We start from the raw sequence: 22946 nt of genomic DNA, 5'->3' as shown, positions 1-22946 counted from the left end.
CCGGGAGAGGAAAAGCGCCCCGGACAGCCCCCTGCGCTTTTCCTCTCCCGGCTCCGCCTCCCCATTTCGTGCGTACCTTCCGCCAACCCCCTTAAATCACAGTTTTGCAGCGAAAGAATATCCGTTTCGGCCATTTTGTTTTGTGTGGTAGAGGGCTTCATCGGCGTTTTGGTATAGTTCCATGAAGGCATTGCCGTCTTCGGCGTATCGGCTGATTCCTACGCTGATGGTGAATGGCACCGACTGGCCGGTTTTCTGGTCTTTATAGAAAAGCGGCTTTGTCAGCTGTTTAGCTTTTTTCTGAATCATTTCCGCAGTATCGCAGTTTTTAAACAGAACGATAAATTCATCTCCGCCCATACGTCCGATGATATCGGATGTGCTGAAACACTCTGTAAGATGGCGGGACAGTTCGCGGAGGATGGTGTCGCCGATAATGTGGCCGTAAGTGTCGTTGATGCCCTTAAAGCAGTCAATATCGATGAGGAAGACCGCATGATGTCTGTCTTTTCCTTCGTGTTTTAAATAGCTGATGATCTGGTTTTCGGCGGTTCCTCTGTTGAGGATTCCGGTTAATCCGTCCAGCATGGCGGCTTTCTGCAATTGTTCACGCACTTGTTTTTGCTCCCGGTAGCGGACAGCCAGAATAATTGCCAGCAGGATCACCATGATTGCAATTAATTTGATTGTCAGCCAGATTCCGTGGCGTTCGATCTGGGTGGACTGCTTTCTGAGAATGCTTTCCCGGGCCAATACGACGATATACCAGCCGTTGTACTGAGCCGGCGCATAGGAACAGAGGCGTTCCGTGCCTTTTACATAATAAGAGGAAAATCCTTCCACACCATTTTTAAAATCGTGCAGCATTCCGTCTGCGGAGTGGGCGGAAAATATAATGCCGCTGTCTATTAACTCGTCAATGGCATTGATACCAAATTCATTTTTATGATCTTTTGTCTGGCGGCCCAGTATGGTGGAGCCGTTTCTGTCCAGAATTCCGATCTCGGCGGCTCCGCCTAAGAACTCGTTCTGGAAAAGACTGTAAAAATCAGAGACAGGGTAAGTGGTGATCAGCAGTCCTTTCCGTTCGCCCAAAACCATGGGAGAAAGCACGCCAAAATATATCTGCTGAAATTCCTCTGAATACCAAGGCGGGGAAAATGTAGAACCTCTGATGGCGGAAAGACCGTTGTAATTTTTGATTACAGTCTCCGGCGGCGGATCGATTTCGCCGGCATAATTTGTATAGAGATGACCGTCATAGGTCAGAAAAAGAGCCTGTTTTACGTGGCCGCTGCGCGCATAATTATCCAGCATCTGAATGATATCCGATTCCGACTCAAAATCCAGGCCGGACATAAAATCAGCGGCCGTTTCGTTCAGGTGGATCAGGCTGTTCATTTCATTGTTAAGCACTCTGATGCAGTTTTTTTGGATTGCTTCAATCTGATTTTTCATATCATTGCGAACATCCCGGTTTACCTGCTCACGAAAGACGAGCAGTGTGCAGAAAATCAGAAAAACTGCACAGAAAACAGATGCAATAATTGCTTTTTCATATTTTACATACCGCTTGAACATAATATACTCCCCGCTGGATTCTTACGGCAATAATAACTGCTGTTTAATGTTAATATTATACTACTTTGCAGTGTGGATTGTCTATGGATTCCAATCCGCTTTCCTCAAAGAAAATAACAGTGCAGCCTTTCGATGCCGGAGCCAACACAGGCATCGGAAGACTGCACTGTTACAAAAGAAGGTCTTCTGCTACAATAAAAGAAAATAAATATTTTTACCGTGCAACACTTAGCCGCCGGTTTGACAATATGAGATGCATTTCAAAAAGACATTAAGGGGGGACGAGAGTGGACAGAGGAACCTTTGAGGAGCAATACAAGAAGATATATCAGGATATGTACCGTTTTGCCCTGTATACGCTGGGACACTGCCAGGATGCGGAAGATGTGGTAAGTGAAGCTGTGGCAGACGCATGGAACGGATGCGGCAAACTGAGAAATGACGAATCATTCCGCCCGTGGATATTTAAGATTCTCACTGCAAAATGTAAAAGGAAGTTAAAAGAATATTTACATAAAACGGTAGATTTCGACGAAAACATTCAAGAAATGATTGGAAATGTAAGTGAGTGGAATGTGGAAGAGGCACAAGATGTGAGAGATGCATTTTTTACATTGGACGGACAGGAAAGACTGATTGTTTCCATGTCTGTTTTCGGTGGGTATAACAGCCGCGAGATTGGAAAATGTCTGTTTTTAAAAGACAATACCGTCCGGTCCAAGTTGGCCCGCGCCCTTGAAAAGATGCAGAAGCGATTAGATGGATAGGAGGAAATGCATATGAAACAAGAGGAAATGCTTGATAAGATCCGCAGATCCGCAGAGTCTGTGCCAACTCCTGCGAGCCTGGAGCCGGAACAGATGATGAAAAAATTAGATCAAACGGCGGACGATAACAAGAGCAGCAGAAATAAAAAAAGCAGCAAAAAGATATGGGGATACGGAGGATTGGCTGCCGCCGTATTGGCCGTTTGCGTTATGACCCGGCTGCCCAACCGGGCATTGACCGGCGCCGGAAACCCGGAACATGGACAACAGGAACAGATGCTTCCGCCGGAAGAAGGAAAGGAAGCAGACCAGCCGGGTTCGGCAAATATGGAGGAACTGGCCGATACGAAAGAGGAAAAAGAATATCTGGTTTCCAGTTATGAGGAACTTTACGACCAGATTCAGAAACAGGCCAGTGAAGGGTGCGATTCTGTTATCTATGATACCGGCATGGGCAATATCCTGACGGAAACAGGCGCGGCACCTGGCGAGGCTGCGGCAGGCGGCGCTGCGCTGGGAAATATGAAGCCGGACAGCACGAAAATGGAAGTAACCTCCAGCAATCCGGATGGATTTTCCGAAACGAATATTCAAGTGCAGGGAGTAGATGAAGGCGATTTGGTAAAAACAGACGGCACCTATATCTATGTATCCACAGGGGACAGGGGAAAGATTCAGATCATTAAGGCCGCCGGCAAAACCATGGAAGTGGTGGGCAGGATAGGCGATACGTCCACAGTCCGTGGAGCAAAGCATATAGAAGAATTTTATATAAATGGCCAATATATTACCGTGATTCGGATGGATTACGGTTCACATGCCACTTTTTTGGAAACTTATGATTTAAAAAATCCGAAAGAACCGAAATTGTTAGGCTCTGTCAAACAGGACGGGTATTATAAGGAATCCCGTAGAAACGGCGATTACGTCTACCTATTTACTGATTATTACGCAGAAATGGATGCAGGAAAGGATGAGATTGAGCGCTACGTTCCAAAGATTGACGGATCGGTAATTCCCCTGAACTGCATTTACCTGCCGGAAACGCCGTCGGGCACCTCCTATCTGGTGGCATCCTCTTTGGATATGAAGAATCCGGGACAAGTGGTGCAGAGCAAAGCCGTTTATTCGGAAGGTGACCAGTTTTACGTGAGCCAGAGCAATATCTATATTGGCAATATGTCTTATGACTACAAGGCAACACAGTACGATTATACGGAACTGCTGAAATTCTCGTACAAAGATGGAAAAATCAGTTTCTATGGCCATGGAAATGTGGACGGATACTTGAATAATCAGTTTTCCATGGATGAATATGAGGGAAATCTCCGTTTAGTGACGACGTTGTCCCATCAGAGCGGCCAGCAGACGAATTCCCTGATTATTTTGGACAATAAATTAAAAAAATTGAGTGAGATCGAAGAATTGGCGCCGGGAGAGCAGATTTATTCGGCAAGATTTATGGGGGATACTGCATACTTTGTGACATTCAGAAATATGGACCCTCTGTTTTCTGCTGACCTTTCAGACCCTAAAAATCCTAAGATTCTGGGAGAACTGAAGATTACCGGATTTTCCGAATATCTTCATCCCTATTCCGACGGCCTTCTGCTGGGAATCGGGCGTGAGATCAGCCCTGACACCGGTAATTTTAAAGGCCTGAAGCTTTCCATGTTTGATACAAACGATCCTTCCGACGTAAAAGAAAGAGATAAAATGGTGGAGAAAACCTTTGAATATACGCCGGCCTGGGAGAACCATAAATCCGTAGTCATTTCCGCAGAAAAGAATCTGATCGGTTTTGCTGTGGAAGAATACAATAAAGACAGAAGAGAATGGCTGAATCAGTATGTGGTCTACTCTTACGAAAAAGACCAGGGATTTACGAGACGCCTTACCCACCAACTTGCCAAGGACAGAGACCAGAGCCAGACGAGAGGACTTTACATTGGAGAATGGTTTTATGTGGTGGAGGAAGATAAGATTACCGTATTCGATATGGCGCATTTCAATGAATTTGGACATTTGAATTATTAGATAAGCGGTCAATATGCAGCCGGGAAGAAAGGAAACTAAAACCCATTTTTCCCGGCATTTCTTTACTTAATTTCCACCCCGTTCCGGTATTGGGACGGGGACAGGCCGGTCACATTTTTGAAGGCCCTGTTAAAGTGGGCCGCGTCCTGATAGCCTACGGACAGGGCGATGTCTAAGAGTTTCAGGGAAGAATCCTTCATAAGCTCTTTGGCGGTGTTGATCCGCAGCTGGAGTATATAGTCCCTCACCGTTATATTCATGTATTTCTTGAATAAAAAGCTGAAATAATTGGGGTGAAGGCGGAACTGGGCGGCAATATCGGCCAGGAGCAGCTGTTCGGAATAGTGCTTGTCTATGTATGCCTGAGCTTTTTTAATCAGGTATTCATCGTTGTTTTTTTTTAATATGGCCAGTTGGCCGATATAAAGGAGAAGGACCTGGGTAAATTTTTCTTTCAGCTGGCTCAAGCAGGGCAGACTTTTAATATGGGCAGCCAGGTCATTGTCCGTCAGTTTGTATTGAGCGACGATTTTTATCAGGCTGCTGTTGCTCTGCATGAGGGAGTAGAGAAAATCGGACAAAAGCTGCCGGAACATCTCTTTACTGACCGTCTCCTTGGAAATATGGTGGAAAATGTCGTTTACTTTTACGCACACCTCGTCGGAATCCAGTTCGAAGATGAGCTGTTTAAGCTTCTGCAGTTCCTCTTTGATCTGTTCCGGCGTCAAATACAGATTTCCGGAGCAGGAGAGATCAAAGTAGTCATTCACCCTGTCCTGTTTCGGGGCAGAGGTGAGATTGCTTTTGGAAAGCGTGGAGCAGCTGTCCTGGAGGGTGGGGAGGATGGTGCGGAGCATATCTATAAAGTTCTGGATATTGACCGGTTTCAGCAGATAATCGTAGGCGCCTAATTTCAATGCATTTCTTATGTACATATAATCGTCGTATCCGCTGAGCATGATGACTGTGCTCGGTATTTTTTCGCCGTGAAGCAGCTCTAAAAGCTGAATTCCGTCCAGCTGGGGCATCTTGATGTCGGAGACAATGATGTGGTAATAATCCTCTGTGAGCAGGATCAGGGCCTGATATCCGTCGTAAGCCTTGGTGACGGAAAATACGCCGGGAAAATTGTTTTGTATGATTGTATCAATCCCGTCGATGATATTGGGATCGTCGTCGATCAGCAACAGTTTAAACATATGTTATTCCTCCTCCTGTGTGTCAGCGGGCTGCCAGGGCAGATGCAGGGTTATGGTGGTGCCGAGGCCGTATTTGCTGTTGACCTCTAATGTGTACTCAGGGCCGTAGTTGAGCTGGATTCTGCGGAAGACATTTCTAAGGCCGATTCCGTTGCTGCCTGAGCTTTCCATATCATTTTTCAGAGCTTCCAACTGCTTTTCAGTCATTCCGCAGCCGTCGTCGGAGATCTGGATCAGAATCGTGTTTTCGCTGCGGTAGCCCAGGATATCGATGGACAGGATCTGGTCGTTGGATGTGATTCCGTGGATGACCGCATTTTCAATTACCGGCTGGAAGAGCAGTTTGATTACACGGCATTCCATCAACTCCTCTTCAATGCAGATGTTGGTTCTGATCCGGTCCTTAAACTGATAGGAGAGGATGGAAAGATAGATATTGAGCTGGCTGATCTCCTCTTTTAAAAGCACTTCTTTTGTGGTGTTGCGCAGGCCGTACTGCAGGTTCTGGCCTAAAAGCTCGGCCATGGCCGATACGTCGTAGTCCCCATGGGAATAGGCCTTCATATGCATGATTTCCAGCGTATTGTACAGATAATGGGGATTGATCTGGGTCCTCAGAAGCTGAAGCTCGGTTTCCTGCTGGGCTTTCTGCTTCATGAACACTTCATGGACGAGAAAACTGATCCGTTCCGACATCCGGTTAAAGGAAGCGAAAAGGGTCTGCAGTTCCTGGGGCAGGTTTTCACAGGACAGTTTCGTGGCATGATCTAATTCAAAACAGTTGCAGGCATCCATAAGGCGTTTAAGAGCATCTAATATTGTTTTTACAATATAAATAATTAAACATATAAGGATAAAAAGAAAAATGCTGATAAAAACTGTATAGTAAAGTTGTATTTTACTAACAGTCCCCATTATGTCAGAAAGCGGTGTTTTCATTAATAAAGCGTAACCGTTTGAATGTCCTATTATATTGTAAACAAAATATTTTCCGTTTTCCCGTTTTAAAATGCGTTTTGTCATATTCTCAGATTCGAAAGAATCTTGACTGATCCAATCTCTGATTGGTACATCGTTACTAATGTTTCCAAAAAGTTTTAAATTGTCTTTATAAAGCTCAAAATTTTGATTAGGTGATAAACGGATCGTGTTAAATGCCTGGGTCAGCCATTCAGTACTGATACCTGCAACACAATAGCCAACTATTTTGAAAGAATTAGGATCAACAATACCTCTTATTGCACAGATAGAACGGTAATCTCTCGAATGGAGGCCAGAACCATAAAACGTATCGGATGGGATTAATATGGAGATACCAGTATTATATTTTACCATGTTGCCATACCAGGAGGGAGAATTTTGAACAAAACATAGCTGGTAAACGCTGTCTCTGAATGAGGCTACGCCATTTCCCTTTAAATCATAAAGCGCAACAAAATCAAGAGAGTCGTTAACAAATTTATTTTGGGCGTGAGTGTTAAAATAATTATAAAATTTGTAATTTCGATTAATCGAATTATCCCGTAATGTTTTGGAAATATAGGCATCATTATTTTGACTGTGCAGCTGGGAGGGGAATAGAGTGACAGATTCCAGATAGGAAATGGCACTTTCCGCATTGCTTAATAACTGTTCACCAACTTGAAAATAACGATTTGTTACGTCGTTATAATTTTTGTATGTGGACAGAGTAATTGAATATAAAAGAAAAAGCAGTGTCAGAATAAATTGCACAATAGCAATTAGAAATAATCCCTTTTTTACAGAAAATATGACAGCTTTTTGTTGTAATAATTTTATCATTTGATGCCGCTCCAATTAATTGTTTTATATAAATTATATAATAATATTTGAAAATGGCAAGTAATATTTGAAAATGGTATTTTGTGATTTAAGATTATTAGGTATAATTTAGAAAACAAAGATTTATAACATGGCCATGGTTGTAAATAAATTATGTTAGGTGGAAAGGGGTTTATTTATGAAAAAAAGATTTATGATGCTGGCACTCAGTTCAGTTTTAGTATTGGGAAATTTAATAGGATGTTCTTCGGGAGAAAGTACTAAGCCATCCGAGACATCGCGAAATTCGAATGAGGTGAATACTGTTCAGGACACAAGTGGAGCGGCAGGCAGTGACAAAAAAGTAACTATTGAATTTTTTCATCAGAAATACGAAAATGTCGATTTTTACAATAAGATTATTCCGCAATTTATGGAAGAAAATCCTAATATTCAAGTGAATGTAACTATGGGTGAGACAACCACCACGACATTTGTTTCAAGAGTCGCAGCCGGTAATGTCCCTGAATTTATAGGGCTATTTCCAATGTCGCAAACATATGTGCAGATGGCGCATCAGGGAATATTTAAAGATTTAAGTGATTTAGGATATGAAAAAAAGGTCAATGAAAGTATATTTAATCAATGTAAAGTTGATGATACCACATATTTTATTCCTTTTAACACAAATGCATACGGGGTATGGTACAATGTTGATCTTTTTGAAGAAAACAATTGGGAGATCCCTAAGACATATGATGAGATGTGGGAATTATGTGAAAATTTAAAACAGCAGGGTATACAGGCTTTTACTTTTCCTGATAAAAATGGTACGAGAATTGCACAAAGCTTTGACCGCATGTTGGTGGGCTGTGTAAATCATGATTTTGGTTCATTGTGTGATGGTATTAAAGACGGCACTTATGACTTAACACAGGATCAGGCATTTGTTGATTATGCAGAATCTATTTATAAGTTGAGAGAGTATGCTAACCCGGATTCTTTAGGATATGGAGACGAGGCATCATATGACGAATTTATTAATGGAAAAAGCGCTATGATGATAGAAGGAACTTGGGCATTGCCAACATTTTTATCAATGAAACCTGATTGCAATATAAAATTGGCTCCGTTACCAACCATGACAGAAAAGGAATTTTTTACAGCGGGAACTGTTGATACTGGATATGCAATATCGGCCGATGTAACTGACGAAGAATTTGAAGCATGTAAGAAATTAATGGAATTTATGCTGAGAGATGATATTGCACAAGCATTTGTAGATTGGGACAAAAATCCTACAGCATTAAACAATGTAACATATAATGTGGATCAGCTTATGGATATTAATGCGTTGATTACAGAAAACAGATATCTTCCATGTTTGTCTACGATTTGGACACAGGACTTGAGAAATGCTATTAATGAAGAAGTTCAGGCCTTGCTGCTTGATAAGGATGTAAACGTTTTTGTAAATCGCGTTCAGGAGTTAATAAAAGAATATTATAATAAATAATTTGTAAGGATAAGGAGTTATTGTTGAACTGCATCAATAACTCCTTATAATAAAGGGGAGTTTAAATGAAAAGTAAAAAAAATAAAAATAGAAATATAACTCATTTCCTTTATATTTTACCCAATCTAATACTGTATTCATTACTTTCTATACTGCCTATATGTTTAGGAATCTATTACAGTTTGACAGACTGGAATGGGATAACAAAAAATTATAATTTTGTCGGGCTGGCTAATTACATAAAAATTATAAATGACAGTCGGTTTAAAAGAGCGGTATCGTTTAACCTGCGTTATGCATGTATGTTGATTGTAGGTGTTTTAGTCATTTCTTTATGCTTAGCTCTGCTTATGAATCAACCTATTAAAGGGAAGAATGTTTTCAGAGCAATTTATTTTTTCCCTGCCTGTATCAGTATGCTCACAATTGGTTTGATTTTTAATTATATTTTTTTTGAAGGGGTTCCTATCATTGGCAATATCCTTAATATTGATTTTCTGAAAAAAAATATTTTATCAGGAAGAAAAACGGCTATTTACGGAATTTTAATTACTAATCTTTGGAAAAGTGTAGCAATTCCAACGGTATTATTAATTTCAGCCTTACAAACAATTCCAAAAGAAATAATGGAGTCTGCCGTTGTAGACGGAGCTAACGCATGGCAAAGATTTCGTTATATAACAATAAGATACATATTGCCAATTTTAAGCATCATTTTCGTCCTTATTTTAAAAGAAGGATTGATGATATATGACTATATTGTTGCACTGACAACAGGAGGGCCGGCAGGAGCTACAGAAAGTTTGACCTTGTCAATTTATAGATTGGGTTTTGAAGATTTAAGATTTGGGTATGCAATTTCACAAGCATTGATTGTTGCAGCAATAATTTGTGTAATTTCAGTGATTCAAATGAGTTATACAGATAAAAAGAAAATCTATGATTGATTCTTATATTATTGAATGGGGAAATATTAATGGTTAAGAAAAAAATATATAACAGTATCATTATTTTAATATTAAGTTTAGGTACATGCGTGATTTTCATACCATTCTATTTGACTGTCGTATCTGCGCTGAAAAATATGGGGGAGTTGTTTGATAATTTTTTTGGATTACCTAAAGTCTGGGTTTTGGATAATTTCAAATATGTTTTAAGTCGGCCGGACTATTTTATGGCTCTTGGAAATTCGTGTTTGATTACTGGAACAGCCATTGTATTTATGGTTTTATTGTTGCCAATGTGTTCTTATGCAATTTCAAGAAGAAGATTTAACTCTAAGTTTTATAATTTCCTTTACTTTTTTATGGTTGCAGGTATATTTATACCTTTTCAGGTAAAAATGCTGCCAATGGTCAAATTAATGAGTCAAATAGGCTTGATGAACAGACAAGGAGCAATCCTTTTATATATAGCAAACTCTACATGTGAAGGGATTTTTTTGCTGGTAGGATATCTGGCTTCTATGCCTACTGATTTAGAAGAAGCTGCCTATATAGACGGAGCAACTACTAATCAGGTTTTCTGCAAAATTGTAAGGCCTATTATGAAACCCATTATTTCTACAGTTGTTATTAAAAACTCACTATGGATCTGGAACGATTATTTTATGCCTTCTTTAGTTTTAAATCAATCTAATACATATCGGACGCTGACCTTATACCAATATTCATTTAAAGCTGAAAATACAACAAATTTTACAGTAGCGTTTGCTGTAATGGTTCTGTCAGTTCTGCCGATTTTTATTATTTATTGTATTTTTCAGAAAAAAATTGTGGCTGGAATGATGGAAGGGGCAGTGAAAGGATAGGTGTTAAATAGGATATGGCATATGCTGAAGTGAAACTATACTCGGAAGTTTTGAAGATGGAGACAGGAATTGGTGTTATTCTTCCTCAGAAAGTTAATGGTATTGGAATGGGGGAGGTGATACAGCTAAAGGAGCAGTATCCGGTATTATGGCTGCTCCACGGCCGCAGCGACGATCACACGATTTGGATGAGAAGAACCTCGATTGAGCGGTATGCCGCTCCTCTCGGCCTGATCGTGGTGATGCCGGAAGTCAGTTACAGCCGGTATTTAAACATGGCACACGGCCCCAGGTATTATGATTATATGACAAAAGAACTGCCTGAAATCTGTAAAAAGATGTTTCCGAAAATGAGCCAAAAGAGAGAGGATAATTACATCGCCGGACTCTCCATGGGCGGCGGAGGCGCTATGTGGATCGGCCTTCATAACCCGGATAAGTACGGCACAATCTGTATGCTGTCCACCGGAGGAATCGTGCCACTTGAAGGGCTGTGGCGGGGGAAAGAAGGAGACGCTAATTCTTCCTATATGAGATGCAACCGGGATATCTACGGTGTGGAGGACTCGGATTCTCTTGCCGGAACGGACTATGACATATTAAAGGTGATCCGGGAGACGGCAGAGAAGCAAAGCGTGCTGCCCAAGGTTTATCACGCAATGGGAACGGAGGATGTCAGATATCCGGTGGCAATGAAGATAAAGGAAGCATTTGAAAGTCTGCCGGGCAATCCGTATCAATATGAATACCATGAAGGGCCTGGAAAACATGAATGGGAATTCTGGGATACGTGGATTCGGAGATTTCTGGAGACTTTGCCACTGAAAGGAGGAAATTGATATGGCGCTGATGCAGATTCATTTTTTTTCAGAGGCATTAACGGAATGTAATTCTATGGATGTGATCCTGCCGGTGGAACGGTGGGACAGAGAATGTTATCCGGTTCTGTGGCTGATTCCTCCGGCCGGCATGGATCATACGGCATGGCAGAGAAATACGGCGGTGGAACGCCTTGCCAATGAACTTGGAATGATAGTGGCAATGCCGGATATGAAACTGAGTTTTGGAACGGATATGGTTCATGGCTTCAAATATTTTACAATGCTGACCCGGGAACTGCCGGAGCTGATAAAGGAATATTTTCCGGTGGATTTAACAAAACAATACATTGCGGGAGCAAAAGAAGGGGCATATGCGGCACTGCGGGCGGCTTTAAAATGTCCCGGCACCTACCAGATGGCGCTTGGCTTTTCCTGCGGCTCTCTGACGGACGAGATCCTGGCGGAGAGAAAAAGGGAATGGGCGGCCAATGCTTTCGGTTCAGAAGACATGGAACCGCTGCAGGATACCGAATTTTCGCTGCGGTATCTGCTTAAACAGGCGGATCAAAACGAGGTGTGCATCCACTTTGCATATGGGGAAAATGACGAGTATGCCGGGTCCTCCAGGGCGTTTGCTCAGGCGCTGGAAGAGGGCGGCGGGAATTGTGTAGAACGCCTGGAAGGCAGGCTCACCTGGGAAAATTGGTTTTCCCTCCTTCAAAAAAACATGGCAAACGAAATAAAGTAGCTTTTTTATTTTATTTTCATATGCTATACTATTCAGGATAAGCATAATGAAAATAAAGTAAAGGGGAATGCTATGATATTTCGGGATATTTGGCTTGATGTAAAGGCAGTTCAGGAACGGGACCCTGCAGCAAGGAATGCGCTGGAAGTTCTTCTGCTGTATCAGGGTGTGCATGCCCTGATCTGGCATAGATTTGCCCATTGGTTTTATAAACACAGAATGTTTTTCATTGCAAGGATGATTTCACAGCTTGCAAGGTTTTTTACGCTGATAGAGATTCACCCCGGCGCCCAGATGGGGCATGGGATTTTAATAGACCATGGCTGCGGAGTGGTGATCGGTGAAACCACCGTGGTCGGTGATAACTGTACCATCTACCAGGGAGTGACCCTGGGCGGAGTGGGAACCCAGAAGGGAAAACGCCACCCAACGTTAGGTAATAACGTGACCGTAGGTGCGGGAGCCAAGATATTAGGTTCCTTTGAAGTTGGAGACAACTGCCGGATTGCGGCCAATGCAGTATTGTTAAAGCCGCTGGAAAATAACGTGACAGCGGTGGGCGTTCCGGCCCGTCCAATTAAGATTGACGGGGTGCCGATCCCTAAGAAAAATGAAGAAAAGATGGTTTCCATGGAACATTACTGTAAGATGGAGGCCCGGGTGGAGCAGCTGGAACAGGAATTGGAACAGTTGGAAGCCAGGATGAAAGAACTATTAGCGAAAGGAAACGAATAGAATGGAAGACCGTTGCCGCGATATCGAACGGAGCATCATCAAGCAGTATCGCAAAGATATCTGGCGGCCGTTTGTTAAGGCACTGAATGAATATGAGATGATAGAAGAGGGCGACAACATCGCCGTCTGCATTTCCGGTGGTAAGGACTCCATGCTGTTAGCCAAGTGCATGCAGGAGATACGCCGCCACGGAAAGATGGATTTCGGCCTGGAGTTCATCGTGATGGACCCTGGTTATCATCCGGACAACCGGGCGCTGATCGAATCGAATGCAAAGCTGATGGGGATTCCCATCCGGATCTTTGAATCCGATATCTTTGATGTGGTGGTGGATGTGGACGAATCGCCCTGCTACCTCTGCGCCAGAATGAGAAGAGGCCATCTCTATGCCAATGCCAAGGAGCTGGGCTGCAACAAGATCGCTTTGGGCCATCATTTTGACGATGTGATTGAGACCATTCTCATGAGCATGCTGTACGGAGCCCAGGTCAATACCATGATGCCCAAGCTGCACAGTACCAATTTTGAGGGAATGGAACTGATCCGGCCGCTGTATTTGGTAAAGGAGGCCAATATTCTGGCCTGGAAGAAGTTTAATGACCTGAGATTTTTACAGTGTGCCTGCCGTTTTACGGAGCAGATTGCTAAAGAGAAGGCCCTGGAAGAAGAGGTTCACACCTCCAAGCGCCAGGAGATGAAGGAATTAATCAGCCAGTTCAGAAAGATCAATCCCCATATCGAGATGAATATCTTTAAAAGCGTGGAAAATGTGAATCTGGACGCCTGTATCGGCTATGTAAAGAAGGGCGAACGCCATCATTTTCTGGAGAATTACAAGTAACAGTCATATTAGAAAAAGCACTCACATAAACTTTCTTAGAGTAAATAAGAAGGTAAGGTGGGTGCTTTTTATGGTGGAGCTGATCAAGAAAAATATACATATGAACCGCTGGAAAGGAAATGCCGCGACTCAGATCACACTGGATGACGATTTTATTGTGCCTGATACCATGGATGACATGGAACAGGTGATTATGGATACGGGAGAAGTACAGATTGAAGCTGTGAAAAATTTGGGAGAAAAGTTGTCCATCAAAGGAAAGGTGGCGTTTCAGGTCCTCTATGCGAAGGCGGAAGGCGGCATGCAGACGTTGGGAGGCTCGATATCATTTGACGAGGTGATCAACGTACCCGGCCTGGAAGAAAAGGATTATGCAGGCGTCAGCTGGGAGCTGGAAGATTTAAACGCGGCGATGATCAACTCCAGAAAACTGAGCGTAAAAGCTATCGTCACACTGGACGTGCGTGTGGAGACCTTATACGACGCTCAGGCTGCGGCCGACGTGGTTTCGAATGCAGACCGGGCCGGTGAGGAAGTTCAGGTTGAGGTGCAGAAACGGAAGACGGATGTGGCGTCCATCGCGCTCAGGCGGAAGGATACCTACCGGATCAAAGAGGATATTACTCTTTCAGGCAGCAAGCCCAGCATGGATGCGGTTTTGTGGAGCGAGCTGAAACTGAGAGGTGTCAATACAAAACCATTGGACGGAAAAGTACATATCGACGGAGAAGTTATGGTCTTCGTCATCTATACCAGCGAAGGGGAAAGCGTTCCGGTGCAGTGGCTGGAAGAGAGCCTTCCATTTTCCGGCGAACTGGATCTGCCGGAGGCATCAGAGGAAATGATACCCGCCATATCGGTGCGCATGGTGCATAAAGATGTGGAAGCGAAGCCGGATGCCGACGGAGAACTTCGGGAATTGGAGATCGATGCGGTTCTGGAACTGGATATGAAGCTGTATGAAGAAGAGGAAATTGAACTTTTAAGCGATCTGTATTCCACCAATCGGGAGCTGGCCCTTCAGACCGGCCAGGTGTGTTTTGAACAGATTCTCGCTAAAAATACGGGAAAATGCAAAGTGACGGATAAGGTAAATGTGGACACAGAGCCCAGGATCTTACAGATCTGCCACAGCGAAGGCAGCGTTAAAATCGACGCCGTTCAGGTGGAGGAAGACACGCTGAGGATTGAAGGAGCATTGGAGGTTCAGATACTGTACCTGACCACAGATGATAAAGAACCGGTGAGATCGTATGTGACCATGCTTCCGTTCCACTATACCTCTGAAACGCCGGGAATCACGCAGGAGAGCATTTACCAGCTGGATACGGGCTTAGAACAGCTTAGCGCAGTGATGCTCAGCACGGATGTGATCGAAGTGAAGGCAGTGGTGGTTCTGGATCTTCTGGTGCTTCAGCCCGTTTGTGAAAATGTGATCGAGAGCGTAAATGTGGAGCCCATGGATGTGAAAAAACTGCAGGAGATGCCGGGAATCGTGGGTTATATTGTCCAGCCGGACGATACCTTGTGGAAGATTGCAAAGAAATTCCACACTACTGTTGAAAACATATTGGATACCAATGGTCTGACGGAAGAGAAGGTATCTTTAGGCGACAAACTAATTCTGATAAAAGAAATTGCGAAAGGCTGAAAAAAATGATATAGTAGTGGTAACAAAAGGGGAAGATTGACGGTAAAAACGTATATTTATGATACGTTTCTACCGTTGATTGGTTAACAGTCGTAAAAATACGAAGTCAGTAGATAAAATGACGGATCTGAGGGCGGCGAAGTGAACATAAGAAAAAAACTATATAAGATTTTATTTTGTCTGGCTATCTTTTTCTGCCTGAATATTTTGGGGGTACGGGCAGAGGAAAAGGATCAAAAAGATGTGGTACGGGTGGGGTATGTGCAGCTGCCGGGCTATTTTGAAAGCAGGGAGAATGGAAAATATTCGGGATACGGATATGATTTTTTAAAGGAGATATCCCAATACGCGGGCTGGGAGTACGAGTTTGTAGAGGCGACGTGGGAAGAATGCCAGACCATGCTGGAAAATGGTGAAATCGACATTTTAGGCCCGATGCTTAAAGACAGAGAAAGGCTGGAAAAGTTCGATTTTTCAAAATATGAGATCGGAACCACCTACATACAGCTCCTGGCAGGAGAAGATGCGGATGGATATGCATTCGAAGATTATGAAAGTTTTGATGGAAAAAGGGTCGGAGTAGTCGAAGGAAGTTATGGAACAGACAGTCTGGAAAACTATGAAAAGCTTCATAATTTCACCATGGATCTGAAGTTTTATAAAACACAGGAAGAGATGGATCGGGCTTTAGAATCAGGCGATATCGATCTGGTTTTCAGCATAGGCATAAGGAAGATGACGGATCAGAAGGTGGTGGCTATTTTTGATCTCAGCCATTATTATCTTGCGGTTACCAAAGGAAATAGCCGGGTTTTGGATCAGCTGAACGAGGCTTTGGACAAAATCAATTATCTGAATCCGGAGTTTCATACCGATATGTACCGGAAACATTACGGAAGCAATAAAGAAGACCGGCCTGTTTTCAGTAAGGAAGAGCTTGCATATATCGAAGAGCATCCGTCTTTAATCATTGCATATGAGCCGTTTTGGGAGCCGCTCGAATATTATGATGCTAAGCAGGATACGATGAAGGGTATCACCCGGGATCTGTTTGAACTCATTTCCGAATATACCGGAATTGAGTTCGAGTATAAGAAGGCGGACAACTATGGCAAAGCCCTTGCCCTTTTGAACGAAGGGGAAGCGGATATACTCACTGCATTTGCCAATGATTATGACTGGGCGGATATCCACGATGTGATGATATCGTCGGTGTACATGGAATTGCCCATGACATTGGTGAGCAAAACAGGAATGAATTCTTCCGAAGGGAAGGTGCTTGCCGTTCCGGACCAGTATTATGCAAGCTATTGGATTCCTTTAGGAGAGCCGGAAACCCGGGTCAGAACGTGTGAAAACATAGAGGCGTGTTTAAAAGCCATTCAGAATGGGGAAGCCGACGCGGCCTGTATGAACGTGTATTCAGCTAATCTGCTGCTGCAGAAAAATGCTTACAGTGATTTAAAGGCGGCTATTTTTAATGATTTTAATCTGCCTATCAGTATAGCAGTGTCGGAACATATGGATAAACGCCTGCTGGGCATTATTAACAAATGTATTTTTTATATATCCCAGGATGAATGGAATGAGATCATTGCGGTGAATACGCTGTACCGGGAAAAGATGACAGCCAAAGAGCTGCTGTTCGAGAATCCCAAGACGATGCTTTGGGCATTGGGAGGCCCTCTGATACTGGTGATCTTCTGCCTTGGAGTTATCGTGATCCAGAAATCCATGGCGAACAGAAAAATCACACATCTTTTGTATAGCGATACGGTGACCGGTTATGGAAACTATAATAAATTTACAAAGGATATGAAGAAACGCCTTCCTTTGGCAGAAAGCCAATACGCATTGGTCTATGTGGATATCAATAATTTCAAATACATTAACGACGCCTTTGGCTATGAGACGGGAAATGAGATGCTCAAAGTATTTTCCAACATCATCAAATCGGCGATTGGTGAAGACGATCTGTTCTCCCGGATCTTTGCCGACAATTTCATCCTTTTGGTCCGCTGTCAGGATAAAGAGAATCTGGAAAAGATGGTGAAGACCATCCGCAACGAGGCTCAGGATTTCATGAACGAGCTGGGCGTTGAATACCGGCTGACGGTGAGCTGTGGAGTTTATATTGTGGATTCCGACCTGACTTCTGTGGACAAGCTGGTGAACCGGTCGCGTTATGCCAATGAACGGGCCAAGCTCCAGGGCGGACAGGCGATTGTCTATTATTATGACGATCTTATGAGCAGCATGATGAGAGAAAAAGAACTGGAAGCGATGATGGAAAATGCGTTAAAAGAAGGGCAGTTCATCCCCTATTACCAGACGCAGCATTATGCATACGACGGCAGTCTTGCAGGGGCGGAAGCTTTGGTAAGATGGGTGGACCCGGAACGGGGAATGATCCAGCCGGGAGAATTTATCCCTCTTTTTGAAAAAAACGGTTTTATCGTAAAAGTGGATTTATCGATGTTTAACAGCGTCTGCAGCCAGATGAGAGCATGGATGGATCAGGGCATCGATATCTGCCCGATCGCCTGCAATTTTTCCCGTCTCCATCTGTATGACGAAGGATTTCCGGATAAACTCAAACGGATCGCAGACAGCTACAGGATTCCGACGTCACTTCTTACCATAGAAATCACAGAAAATGTTGCGATGCAGAACATGAATCTTTTTTTATCCTGTACTGAGAAACTAAAAGAGTACGGATTTTGTATTTCCATTGACGATTTCGGCACAGGGTATTCTTCTTTAGGAGTGCTGCAGAGGCTTGATATCGATGAACTGAAACTGGATCAGATATTCCAAAGAGGCGGAGCAGTAACTGAAAAAGACCAGGTTCTGATTGAACTGATCATAGAAGCAGCCCACAAACTGAACCTGCGCGTGGTCTGTGAAGGCGTGGAAACTCAGGAACAGGTTCTCTATATGAGAAAGATCGGCTGCGATATCATTCAGGGATATTTTTATGCAAAACCGGAAAAGACTTTGTTTCCGGACGCATGATTTGGTTCGTTTTGGGGATTATGATAGAGAACATACACACATTTAGAGGTTTTTGTATATGATACATTATAGTCGGATTTCTTCGGGGCGCCAATCCGCATCCAGCTGGTGCTTTAGATAGATACAGGACTTTAATTAAAACCTGGGCGGCAGCTGTGCTATTGCAAGGCACAGATGCCGCTTACATATTTTTGAGAGGTACGCTGGAAAGAAGGGAGCACCTGGGCCGGCGGCAGAAATGGAAAGAGAGAGGGGATTCGGTTTCGACCCTAAGTGATACTACGGCCGGCAAGGGCGAAAAAAGGCAGCGCGGCGCCATTCGCGATGAACTCTTTATGACTTCATCGCTCAGGGGGCGAAACGCTCGAAGAGCGCCTCAAATACTGATCTGGAATTCAGTATTTGTCTGCCTTTTTTCACCCTTGCCGGCCAAGTATCACTAAGGGTCTGCAAACGATCCCCTCTCTCTTTCCATTTCTGCCGCCAGCCCAGGTGCTCCCTTCTTTCCAGCTGGTGACTGGCTTGCTAAGGGAAAAATATTGTTTTTGCCAGGATGATGAAAAAGCAGGGAAGAGAGAGTACATTTTGTCTTTTAACAAAAACCTACGCCACAAAACGGTACATCATGATATAATGACATAGACTTCCTGCCATTACAAATAAATGGAAGATTTCGTGGGAACCGAAATTTTTATGGCGGGTATTGAAGATCGGAAGCTTCAGGGCATAGATGATGCCTCCTATGGTGTAGATGATGCCTCCGGCCAAAAGCCATCCGAATGCTGCCGGCGGAAGAGCTTTTACAATCTTTGTGAAGGCCAGCACACAAACCCAGCCCATAGCGATATATACAACGGAAGAGAACCACTTGGGGCATGTGATCCAGCAGGCCATGACGATGATGCCTACGATGGCGATTCCCCAGACGAGGGCCAGCATATTCCAGCCGGTTTTATCTCCGAGAACGATGACGCAGATGGGGGTATAGGTTCCGGCGATCAGGATGAAGATCATCATGTGGTCGATCTTTCGAAGCATTTTGTTGACTGCGGGGGAGATATCCAGCGTATGATAGATGGTGCTGGCCGCATAGAGCAGGATCATGCTGCTGATGAATATGACCATGGATATAATCCGGATTCGGTTGTCCGGCTGATAGGCCTTTAAAAGCAGGGGAGCGGCGGCAAATGCTGCCATAACCATACCTGCAAAGTGAGTGATTGCGCTTCCGGGATCTTTGATTTTTAATGCCATAAAAAACACCTCCAGTTAGAACTTAATAATATGTAATGTAGTTATTAAAACTACATGCTGTCATTTACTATACTATACAACTTTTAACCCAAATATGCAAGGAGAAATTAAAATGCTGCAAATATTTTTTGAAGATGAACAGATTATCGTGGTGGAAAAAACGGTGGGGATCGAATCACAGTCGTCCCACAGCTTTGAACCGGACATGGTCAGTGAGATTAAGAAACATATTAACAAGTTATCCACGGCCAAATGTGAACCATACGTGGGAGTTATCCACAGATTAGATAAGCCGGTGGGCGGCGTAATGGTATATGCAAAGACGCAAAAAGCCGCCGCAGCGCTGAGTAAACAGGTCAGTGAAGGCAAAATGACAAAAAAATATCAGGCAGTGATTTGTGGAAAACTTGTGGATAATGTGGGTAACTATGTGGATTATCTGTTGAAAGACAGTAAAAGCAATACTTCAAAAATTGTGGATAAGGGGATAAATGGTGCAAAAGAGGCAAAACTGAACTATAAAGTGATCCGCACAATCCAGGAAGGAGAAGAGGTTCTGTCCCTGGTGGAGATTGAACTTCTGACCGGACGCCACCATCAGATCCGGGTTCAGATGTCAGGCCATGGAACCCCTTTATGGGGAGACAACAAATATAATCTGCAGTTTACTCCGGCGGCAGGGGCCGGGAGAAAGAGGGGAAGCATCGCTCTTTGTTCCTGTTATCTGGCATTTTCCCATCCGGTTACGGGCAGGAAAATGAGCTTTCAGATGAAGCCGGAGTATTCGGTATTTGCCAAATTCCAGTGATATCTTGTTGACTAGACGGATACATATCCTATATAATGTGAGGACGTGCGGTGCGCTTGGAGACGGAACGAGTAGACAATGGCTGCCTATCCGCTCTGCCGGTTCACGAAAATTTTTGGAGGTATGTATCATGAAACCAAACGCAGCAAAAAAAGAAAAGCTTTCGCTTTTCGGCCGTTTTTTAAACGGTGTTGAAACCGTGGGGAACGGACTTCCTCACCCGATTACGATGTTTGCCATTCTTGCAGCGGCAATCGTTTTGATATCCGGACTCTGTTCTTACCTTGGAGTATCGGCAACAGGGGAGATGATTGACAGCAAGACCCTGGAGCTGACAGAACAGACGGTTCGTGTGGTCAGCCTGATGAATAAAGAAGGCCTGGCTTATATGCTGACTCATGTAGTCAGCAACTTTACAGGTTTTGCGCCTTTGGGCGTTGTACTTGTTACCATGCTGGGGGTTGGATGTGCAGAGGGAAGCGGTTATCTGTCCGCTTTGATGAAAAAAGCAGTATCCGTAACTCCGGCAATGATCGTAACGCCAATGCTTGTTTTTCTCGGAGTTATGTCTAATGTGGCTTCCGATATCGGTTATGTGGTTTTAATTCCCATAGGTGCCGTTGTCTTTATGGCATACGGAAGACATCCTATGGCAGGTCTTGCAGCGGCTTTTGCCGGAGTATCGGGAGGATTCAGCGCCAATCTTCTGGTGGGAACCTTAGACCCCATGCTTTCCGGTATCAGCACGGAAGCGGCCAGAATGGTCCGTGCCGATTATGTGGTTCAGCCCACATCCAACTGGTATTTTATGATTGTTTCCACGTTTGTAATTGTAGCAATAGGAACCTTTGTTACGGATAAGATCGTAGAACCAAGGCTGAAAGCTCACAAGCATACGGGAGAAGATGTAAAAGAAGCCACTGCGTTAAGCGACAGAGAGAAAAAAGCGCTGAGATGGGGAAACTTATCCCTTCTGGCTTTTGTTCTTCTTGTAGCGGCGGCGGCTCTGCCTCAGGATTCATTTCTGCGCAATGCACAGACAGGCAGTCTGATGAACGATTCACCGTTTATGTCCGGCCTGATCGTGCTGATCGCTCTTGTATTTTTTATCCCTTCTATTGTATACGGACGGGTATCCGGTACCTATAAGAATGAAAAAGATGTCTGTGCCCAGTTAGGCACCAACATGTCTTCCATGGGCGGCTATATTGCGCTGGCTTTTATTGCGGCTCAGTTTATCAGTTATTTTAATTACACAAAGCTTGGAACGATCCTGGCATTAAAAGGCGCGGATTTTCTGGGAACAGCCGGGGTAAGCGGGCCGGTGCTCATGATCTGTTTCATCCTGTTTTCTGCGGTTATCAATCTCCTGATGGGCTCCGCATCCGCAAAATGGACGATTCTGGCGCCTGTATTCGTGCCTATGTTTATGCTGTTAGGATATTCGCCGGAACTTACACAGGTGGCATACCGTATCGGAGATTCCTGTACTAATCTGATCACCCCGTTAATGTCCTATTTTGCAATGGTTGTGGTCTTTGCAAAAAAATACGATTCCGAGTCGGGAATCGGCACTTTAATTGCCACCATGCTTCCGTACAGCATTTTCTTCATGATCGGCTGGTCGGTACTTTTGATTATCTGGATGATGTTTGGACTTCCGTTGGGACCGGGTGCAAGTTTAATGGTATAGTTCCGTTATTTCGGTTGACATAAAGAAGAAAAAGTAGTATCCTTCTGATTAGGGCGCGTTGACAGAATTGTATTTGGAAAGGTGATAAAAGTGGACAGAGAGTTTTACCGGACAGTAGCAGATATATTGGAAAATGACGATTTTAAGAAGCTGAGCACATACGTTCAGCATAAATCCAGCACCAGGCTTCATCACAGCATCCATGTCTCTTACATTTCATGGAAAATTGCAAAAGCGGTGGGAAGCGACGAAGTGAAAGCGGCCAGAATCGGCCTGCTTCATGATTTTTTCCTTTATGACTGGCGTACGGATGATACTCCTCAGATGCACGCATTTTATCATCCGAAACTGGCGGCAGTGAACAGCCGTGCATATTTTAAGGTCAATGACAGGGAAGCCAGGGCAATTGAAACCCATATGTTTCCATTAGGGCCGGTGCCGACTTCATCGTTGGGATGGATCGTCACGATGGCGGATAAGATCTGTGCGGTGGATGAATTTATGCCGTGGCATGAAAAAGAACAGTGGGCAGCAGCCGCATAGCGGTGAATGCCGGAAGAACATAATAGAATTATTTTTGGGAAACGGTGTAGCTTACAGGCTATGCCGTTTCTGCGTTTTGCAAGCGAAACAGCCGCTGTACAACCGCAGAACAGAAAATTTAAAAATGCTACATAAAATCACCGGA

At 43.8% G+C, this 22946-nt stretch carries 18 protein-coding genes; 14 read left to right on the top strand and 4 right to left on the bottom strand.

The annotated features are described in order from the left end of the window. Positions 1–96 precede the first annotated feature (96 nt). On the bottom strand, positions 97–1581 hold the full coding sequence (locus C0033_RS20970) for a sensor domain-containing diguanylate cyclase (protein ID WP_103229863.1): 1485 nt from the start codon (positions 1579–1581) through the stop codon (positions 97–99). A gap of 287 nt (positions 1582–1868) precedes the next feature. Between C0033_RS20970 and C0033_RS20965 the strand changes: the two genes are divergently transcribed. After that, positions 1869–2348 (top strand): sigma-70 family RNA polymerase sigma factor, encoded by a 480-nt coding sequence (locus C0033_RS20965; RefSeq protein WP_242984568.1) that lies wholly within the window; start codon positions 1869–1871, stop codon positions 2346–2348. Positions 2349–2360: 12 nt separating this feature from the next. After that, entirely contained in the window at positions 2361–4385 is a 2025-nt protein-coding gene (locus C0033_RS20960; protein ID WP_180994841.1) for a beta-propeller domain-containing protein, read from the top strand. Between the two features lie 62 nt (positions 4386–4447). Here the strand turns inward: C0033_RS20960 and C0033_RS20955 are convergent, their stop codons facing one another. Together C0033_RS20955 and C0033_RS27175 are read right to left on the bottom strand one after the other, a co-directional pair. Then, positions 4448–5584 (bottom strand): response regulator, encoded by a 1137-nt coding sequence (locus C0033_RS20955; protein ID WP_103229861.1) that lies wholly within the window; start codon positions 5582–5584, stop codon positions 4448–4450. Between the two features lie 3 nt (positions 5585–5587). Continuing rightward, the gene (locus C0033_RS27175) at positions 5588–6379 is read right to left on the bottom strand and encodes a histidine kinase (RefSeq protein WP_180994840.1); all 792 of its coding nucleotides are present in this window, start codon (positions 6377–6379) and stop codon (positions 5588–5590) included. Positions 6380–7565: 1186 nt separating this feature from the next. On the opposite strand from C0033_RS27175, the gene C0033_RS20945 reads away from it, so the two are divergent. The 9 genes from C0033_RS20945 (at position 7566) to C0033_RS20905 (ending at position 18503) form a co-directional block, all read left to right on the top strand. Continuing rightward, positions 7566–8882, top strand: coding sequence for an extracellular solute-binding protein (locus tag C0033_RS20945; protein ID WP_103229859.1), 1317 nt, complete (start codon positions 7566–7568; stop codon positions 8880–8882). 65 nt (positions 8883–8947) lie between these two features. After that, entirely contained in the window at positions 8948–9829 is an 882-nt protein-coding gene (locus tag C0033_RS20940) for a sugar ABC transporter permease (RefSeq protein WP_103229858.1), read from the top strand. Positions 9830–9858: 29 nt separating this feature from the next. After that, positions 9859–10692, top strand: a complete 834-nt coding sequence (locus C0033_RS20935) for a carbohydrate ABC transporter permease (protein ID WP_103229857.1) — start codon at positions 9859–9861, stop codon at positions 10690–10692. A 14-nt stretch (positions 10693–10706) separates the two neighbouring features. Further along, a complete protein-coding gene (locus tag C0033_RS20930; protein WP_103229856.1) occupies positions 10707–11531 on the top strand; it encodes an alpha/beta hydrolase family protein in 825 nt (274 codons plus the stop codon). Between the two features lies 1 nt (position 11532). Next, entirely contained in the window at positions 11533–12261 is a 729-nt protein-coding gene (locus C0033_RS20925) for an alpha/beta hydrolase-fold protein (RefSeq protein WP_103229855.1), read from the top strand. Positions 12262–12333: 72 nt separating this feature from the next. Then, positions 12334–12996: a serine O-acetyltransferase gene (gene cysE, locus C0033_RS20920; RefSeq protein WP_103229854.1), complete on the top strand. Its 663-nt coding sequence runs from the start codon at positions 12334–12336 to the stop codon at positions 12994–12996. A 1-nt stretch (position 12997) separates the two neighbouring features. Further along, on the top strand, positions 12998–13837 hold the full coding sequence (locus C0033_RS20915) for an ATP-binding protein (RefSeq protein ID WP_103229853.1): 840 nt from the start codon (positions 12998–13000) through the stop codon (positions 13835–13837). A gap of 70 nt (positions 13838–13907) precedes the next feature. Beyond that, positions 13908–15488, top strand: coding sequence for an SPOCS domain-containing protein (locus tag C0033_RS20910; RefSeq protein ID WP_103229852.1), 1581 nt, complete (start codon positions 13908–13910; stop codon positions 15486–15488). A 141-nt stretch (positions 15489–15629) separates the two neighbouring features. Continuing rightward, positions 15630–18503 (top strand): EAL domain-containing protein, encoded by a 2874-nt coding sequence (locus C0033_RS20905; protein WP_103229851.1) that lies wholly within the window; start codon positions 15630–15632, stop codon positions 18501–18503. A 603-nt stretch (positions 18504–19106) separates the two neighbouring features. Here the strand turns inward: C0033_RS20905 and C0033_RS20900 are convergent. Continuing rightward, a complete protein-coding gene (locus C0033_RS20900; RefSeq protein ID WP_103229850.1) occupies positions 19107–19757 on the bottom strand; it encodes a hemolysin III family protein in 651 nt (216 codons plus the stop codon). 112 nt (positions 19758–19869) lie between these two features. Here C0033_RS20900 and C0033_RS20895 point away from each other — a divergent pair, with 112 nt between their 5' ends. The 3 genes from C0033_RS20895 to C0033_RS20885 all read left to right on the top strand — a co-directional run bounded on the left by C0033_RS20895 (position 19870) and on the right by C0033_RS20885 (position 22801). Further along, a complete protein-coding gene (locus tag C0033_RS20895) occupies positions 19870–20565 on the top strand; it encodes an RluA family pseudouridine synthase (protein ID WP_103229849.1) in 696 nt (231 codons plus the stop codon). 130 nt (positions 20566–20695) lie between these two features. Continuing rightward, a complete protein-coding gene (locus tag C0033_RS20890; RefSeq protein ID WP_103229848.1) occupies positions 20696–22258 on the top strand; it encodes an AbgT family transporter in 1563 nt (520 codons plus the stop codon). A 90-nt stretch (positions 22259–22348) separates the two neighbouring features. Next, a complete protein-coding gene (locus C0033_RS20885; protein ID WP_242984567.1) occupies positions 22349–22801 on the top strand; it encodes an HD domain-containing protein in 453 nt (150 codons plus the stop codon). The last annotated feature ends 145 nt before the right edge of the window (positions 22802–22946 follow it).

Source organism: Clostridium sp. chh4-2, from assembly GCF_002899675.1.
Lineage (GTDB): Bacteria > Bacillota > Clostridia > Lachnospirales > Lachnospiraceae > CHH4-2.
Note: the sequence above shows the minus strand (reverse complement) of the source record. Positions and strands in the feature narration are given on the sequence as shown.

Excerpts from the sequence above, each read along its gene's own strand:
- cysE (WP_103229854.1), top strand. The coding sequence starts at position 12,334 with ATGATATTTCGGGATATTTGGCTTGATGTAAAGGCAGTTCAGGAACGG.
- C0033_RS20895 (WP_103229849.1), top strand. The coding sequence starts at position 19,870 with ATGCTGCAAATATTTTTTGAAGATGAACAGATTATCGTGGTGGAAAAA.
- C0033_RS20960 (WP_180994841.1), top strand. The coding sequence starts at position 2,361 with ATGAAACAAGAGGAAATGCTTGATAAGATCCGCAGATCCGCAGAGTCT.
- C0033_RS27175 (WP_180994840.1), bottom strand. The coding sequence starts at position 6,379 with ATGGATGCCTGCAACTGTTTTGAATTAGATCATGCCACGAAACTGTCC.
- C0033_RS20890 (WP_103229848.1), top strand. The coding sequence starts at position 20,696 with ATGAAACCAAACGCAGCAAAAAAAGAAAAGCTTTCGCTTTTCGGCCGT.
- C0033_RS20915 (WP_103229853.1), top strand. The coding sequence starts at position 12,998 with ATGGAAGACCGTTGCCGCGATATCGAACGGAGCATCATCAAGCAGTAT.
- C0033_RS20970 (WP_103229863.1), bottom strand. The coding sequence starts at position 1,581 with ATGTTCAAGCGGTATGTAAAATATGAAAAAGCAATTATTGCATCTGTT.
- C0033_RS20910 (WP_103229852.1), top strand. The coding sequence starts at position 13,908 with ATGGTGGAGCTGATCAAGAAAAATATACATATGAACCGCTGGAAAGGA.
- C0033_RS20945 (WP_103229859.1), top strand. The coding sequence starts at position 7,566 with ATGAAAAAAAGATTTATGATGCTGGCACTCAGTTCAGTTTTAGTATTG.
- C0033_RS20955 (WP_103229861.1), bottom strand. The coding sequence starts at position 5,584 with ATGTTTAAACTGTTGCTGATCGACGACGATCCCAATATCATCGACGGG.
- C0033_RS20930 (WP_103229856.1), top strand. The coding sequence starts at position 10,707 with ATGGCATATGCTGAAGTGAAACTATACTCGGAAGTTTTGAAGATGGAG.
- C0033_RS20940 (WP_103229858.1), top strand. The coding sequence starts at position 8,948 with ATGAAAAGTAAAAAAAATAAAAATAGAAATATAACTCATTTCCTTTAT.
- C0033_RS20925 (WP_103229855.1), top strand. The coding sequence starts at position 11,533 with ATGGCGCTGATGCAGATTCATTTTTTTTCAGAGGCATTAACGGAATGT.
- C0033_RS20935 (WP_103229857.1), top strand. The coding sequence starts at position 9,859 with ATGGTTAAGAAAAAAATATATAACAGTATCATTATTTTAATATTAAGT.
- C0033_RS20900 (WP_103229850.1), bottom strand. The coding sequence starts at position 19,757 with ATGGCATTAAAAATCAAAGATCCCGGAAGCGCAATCACTCACTTTGCA.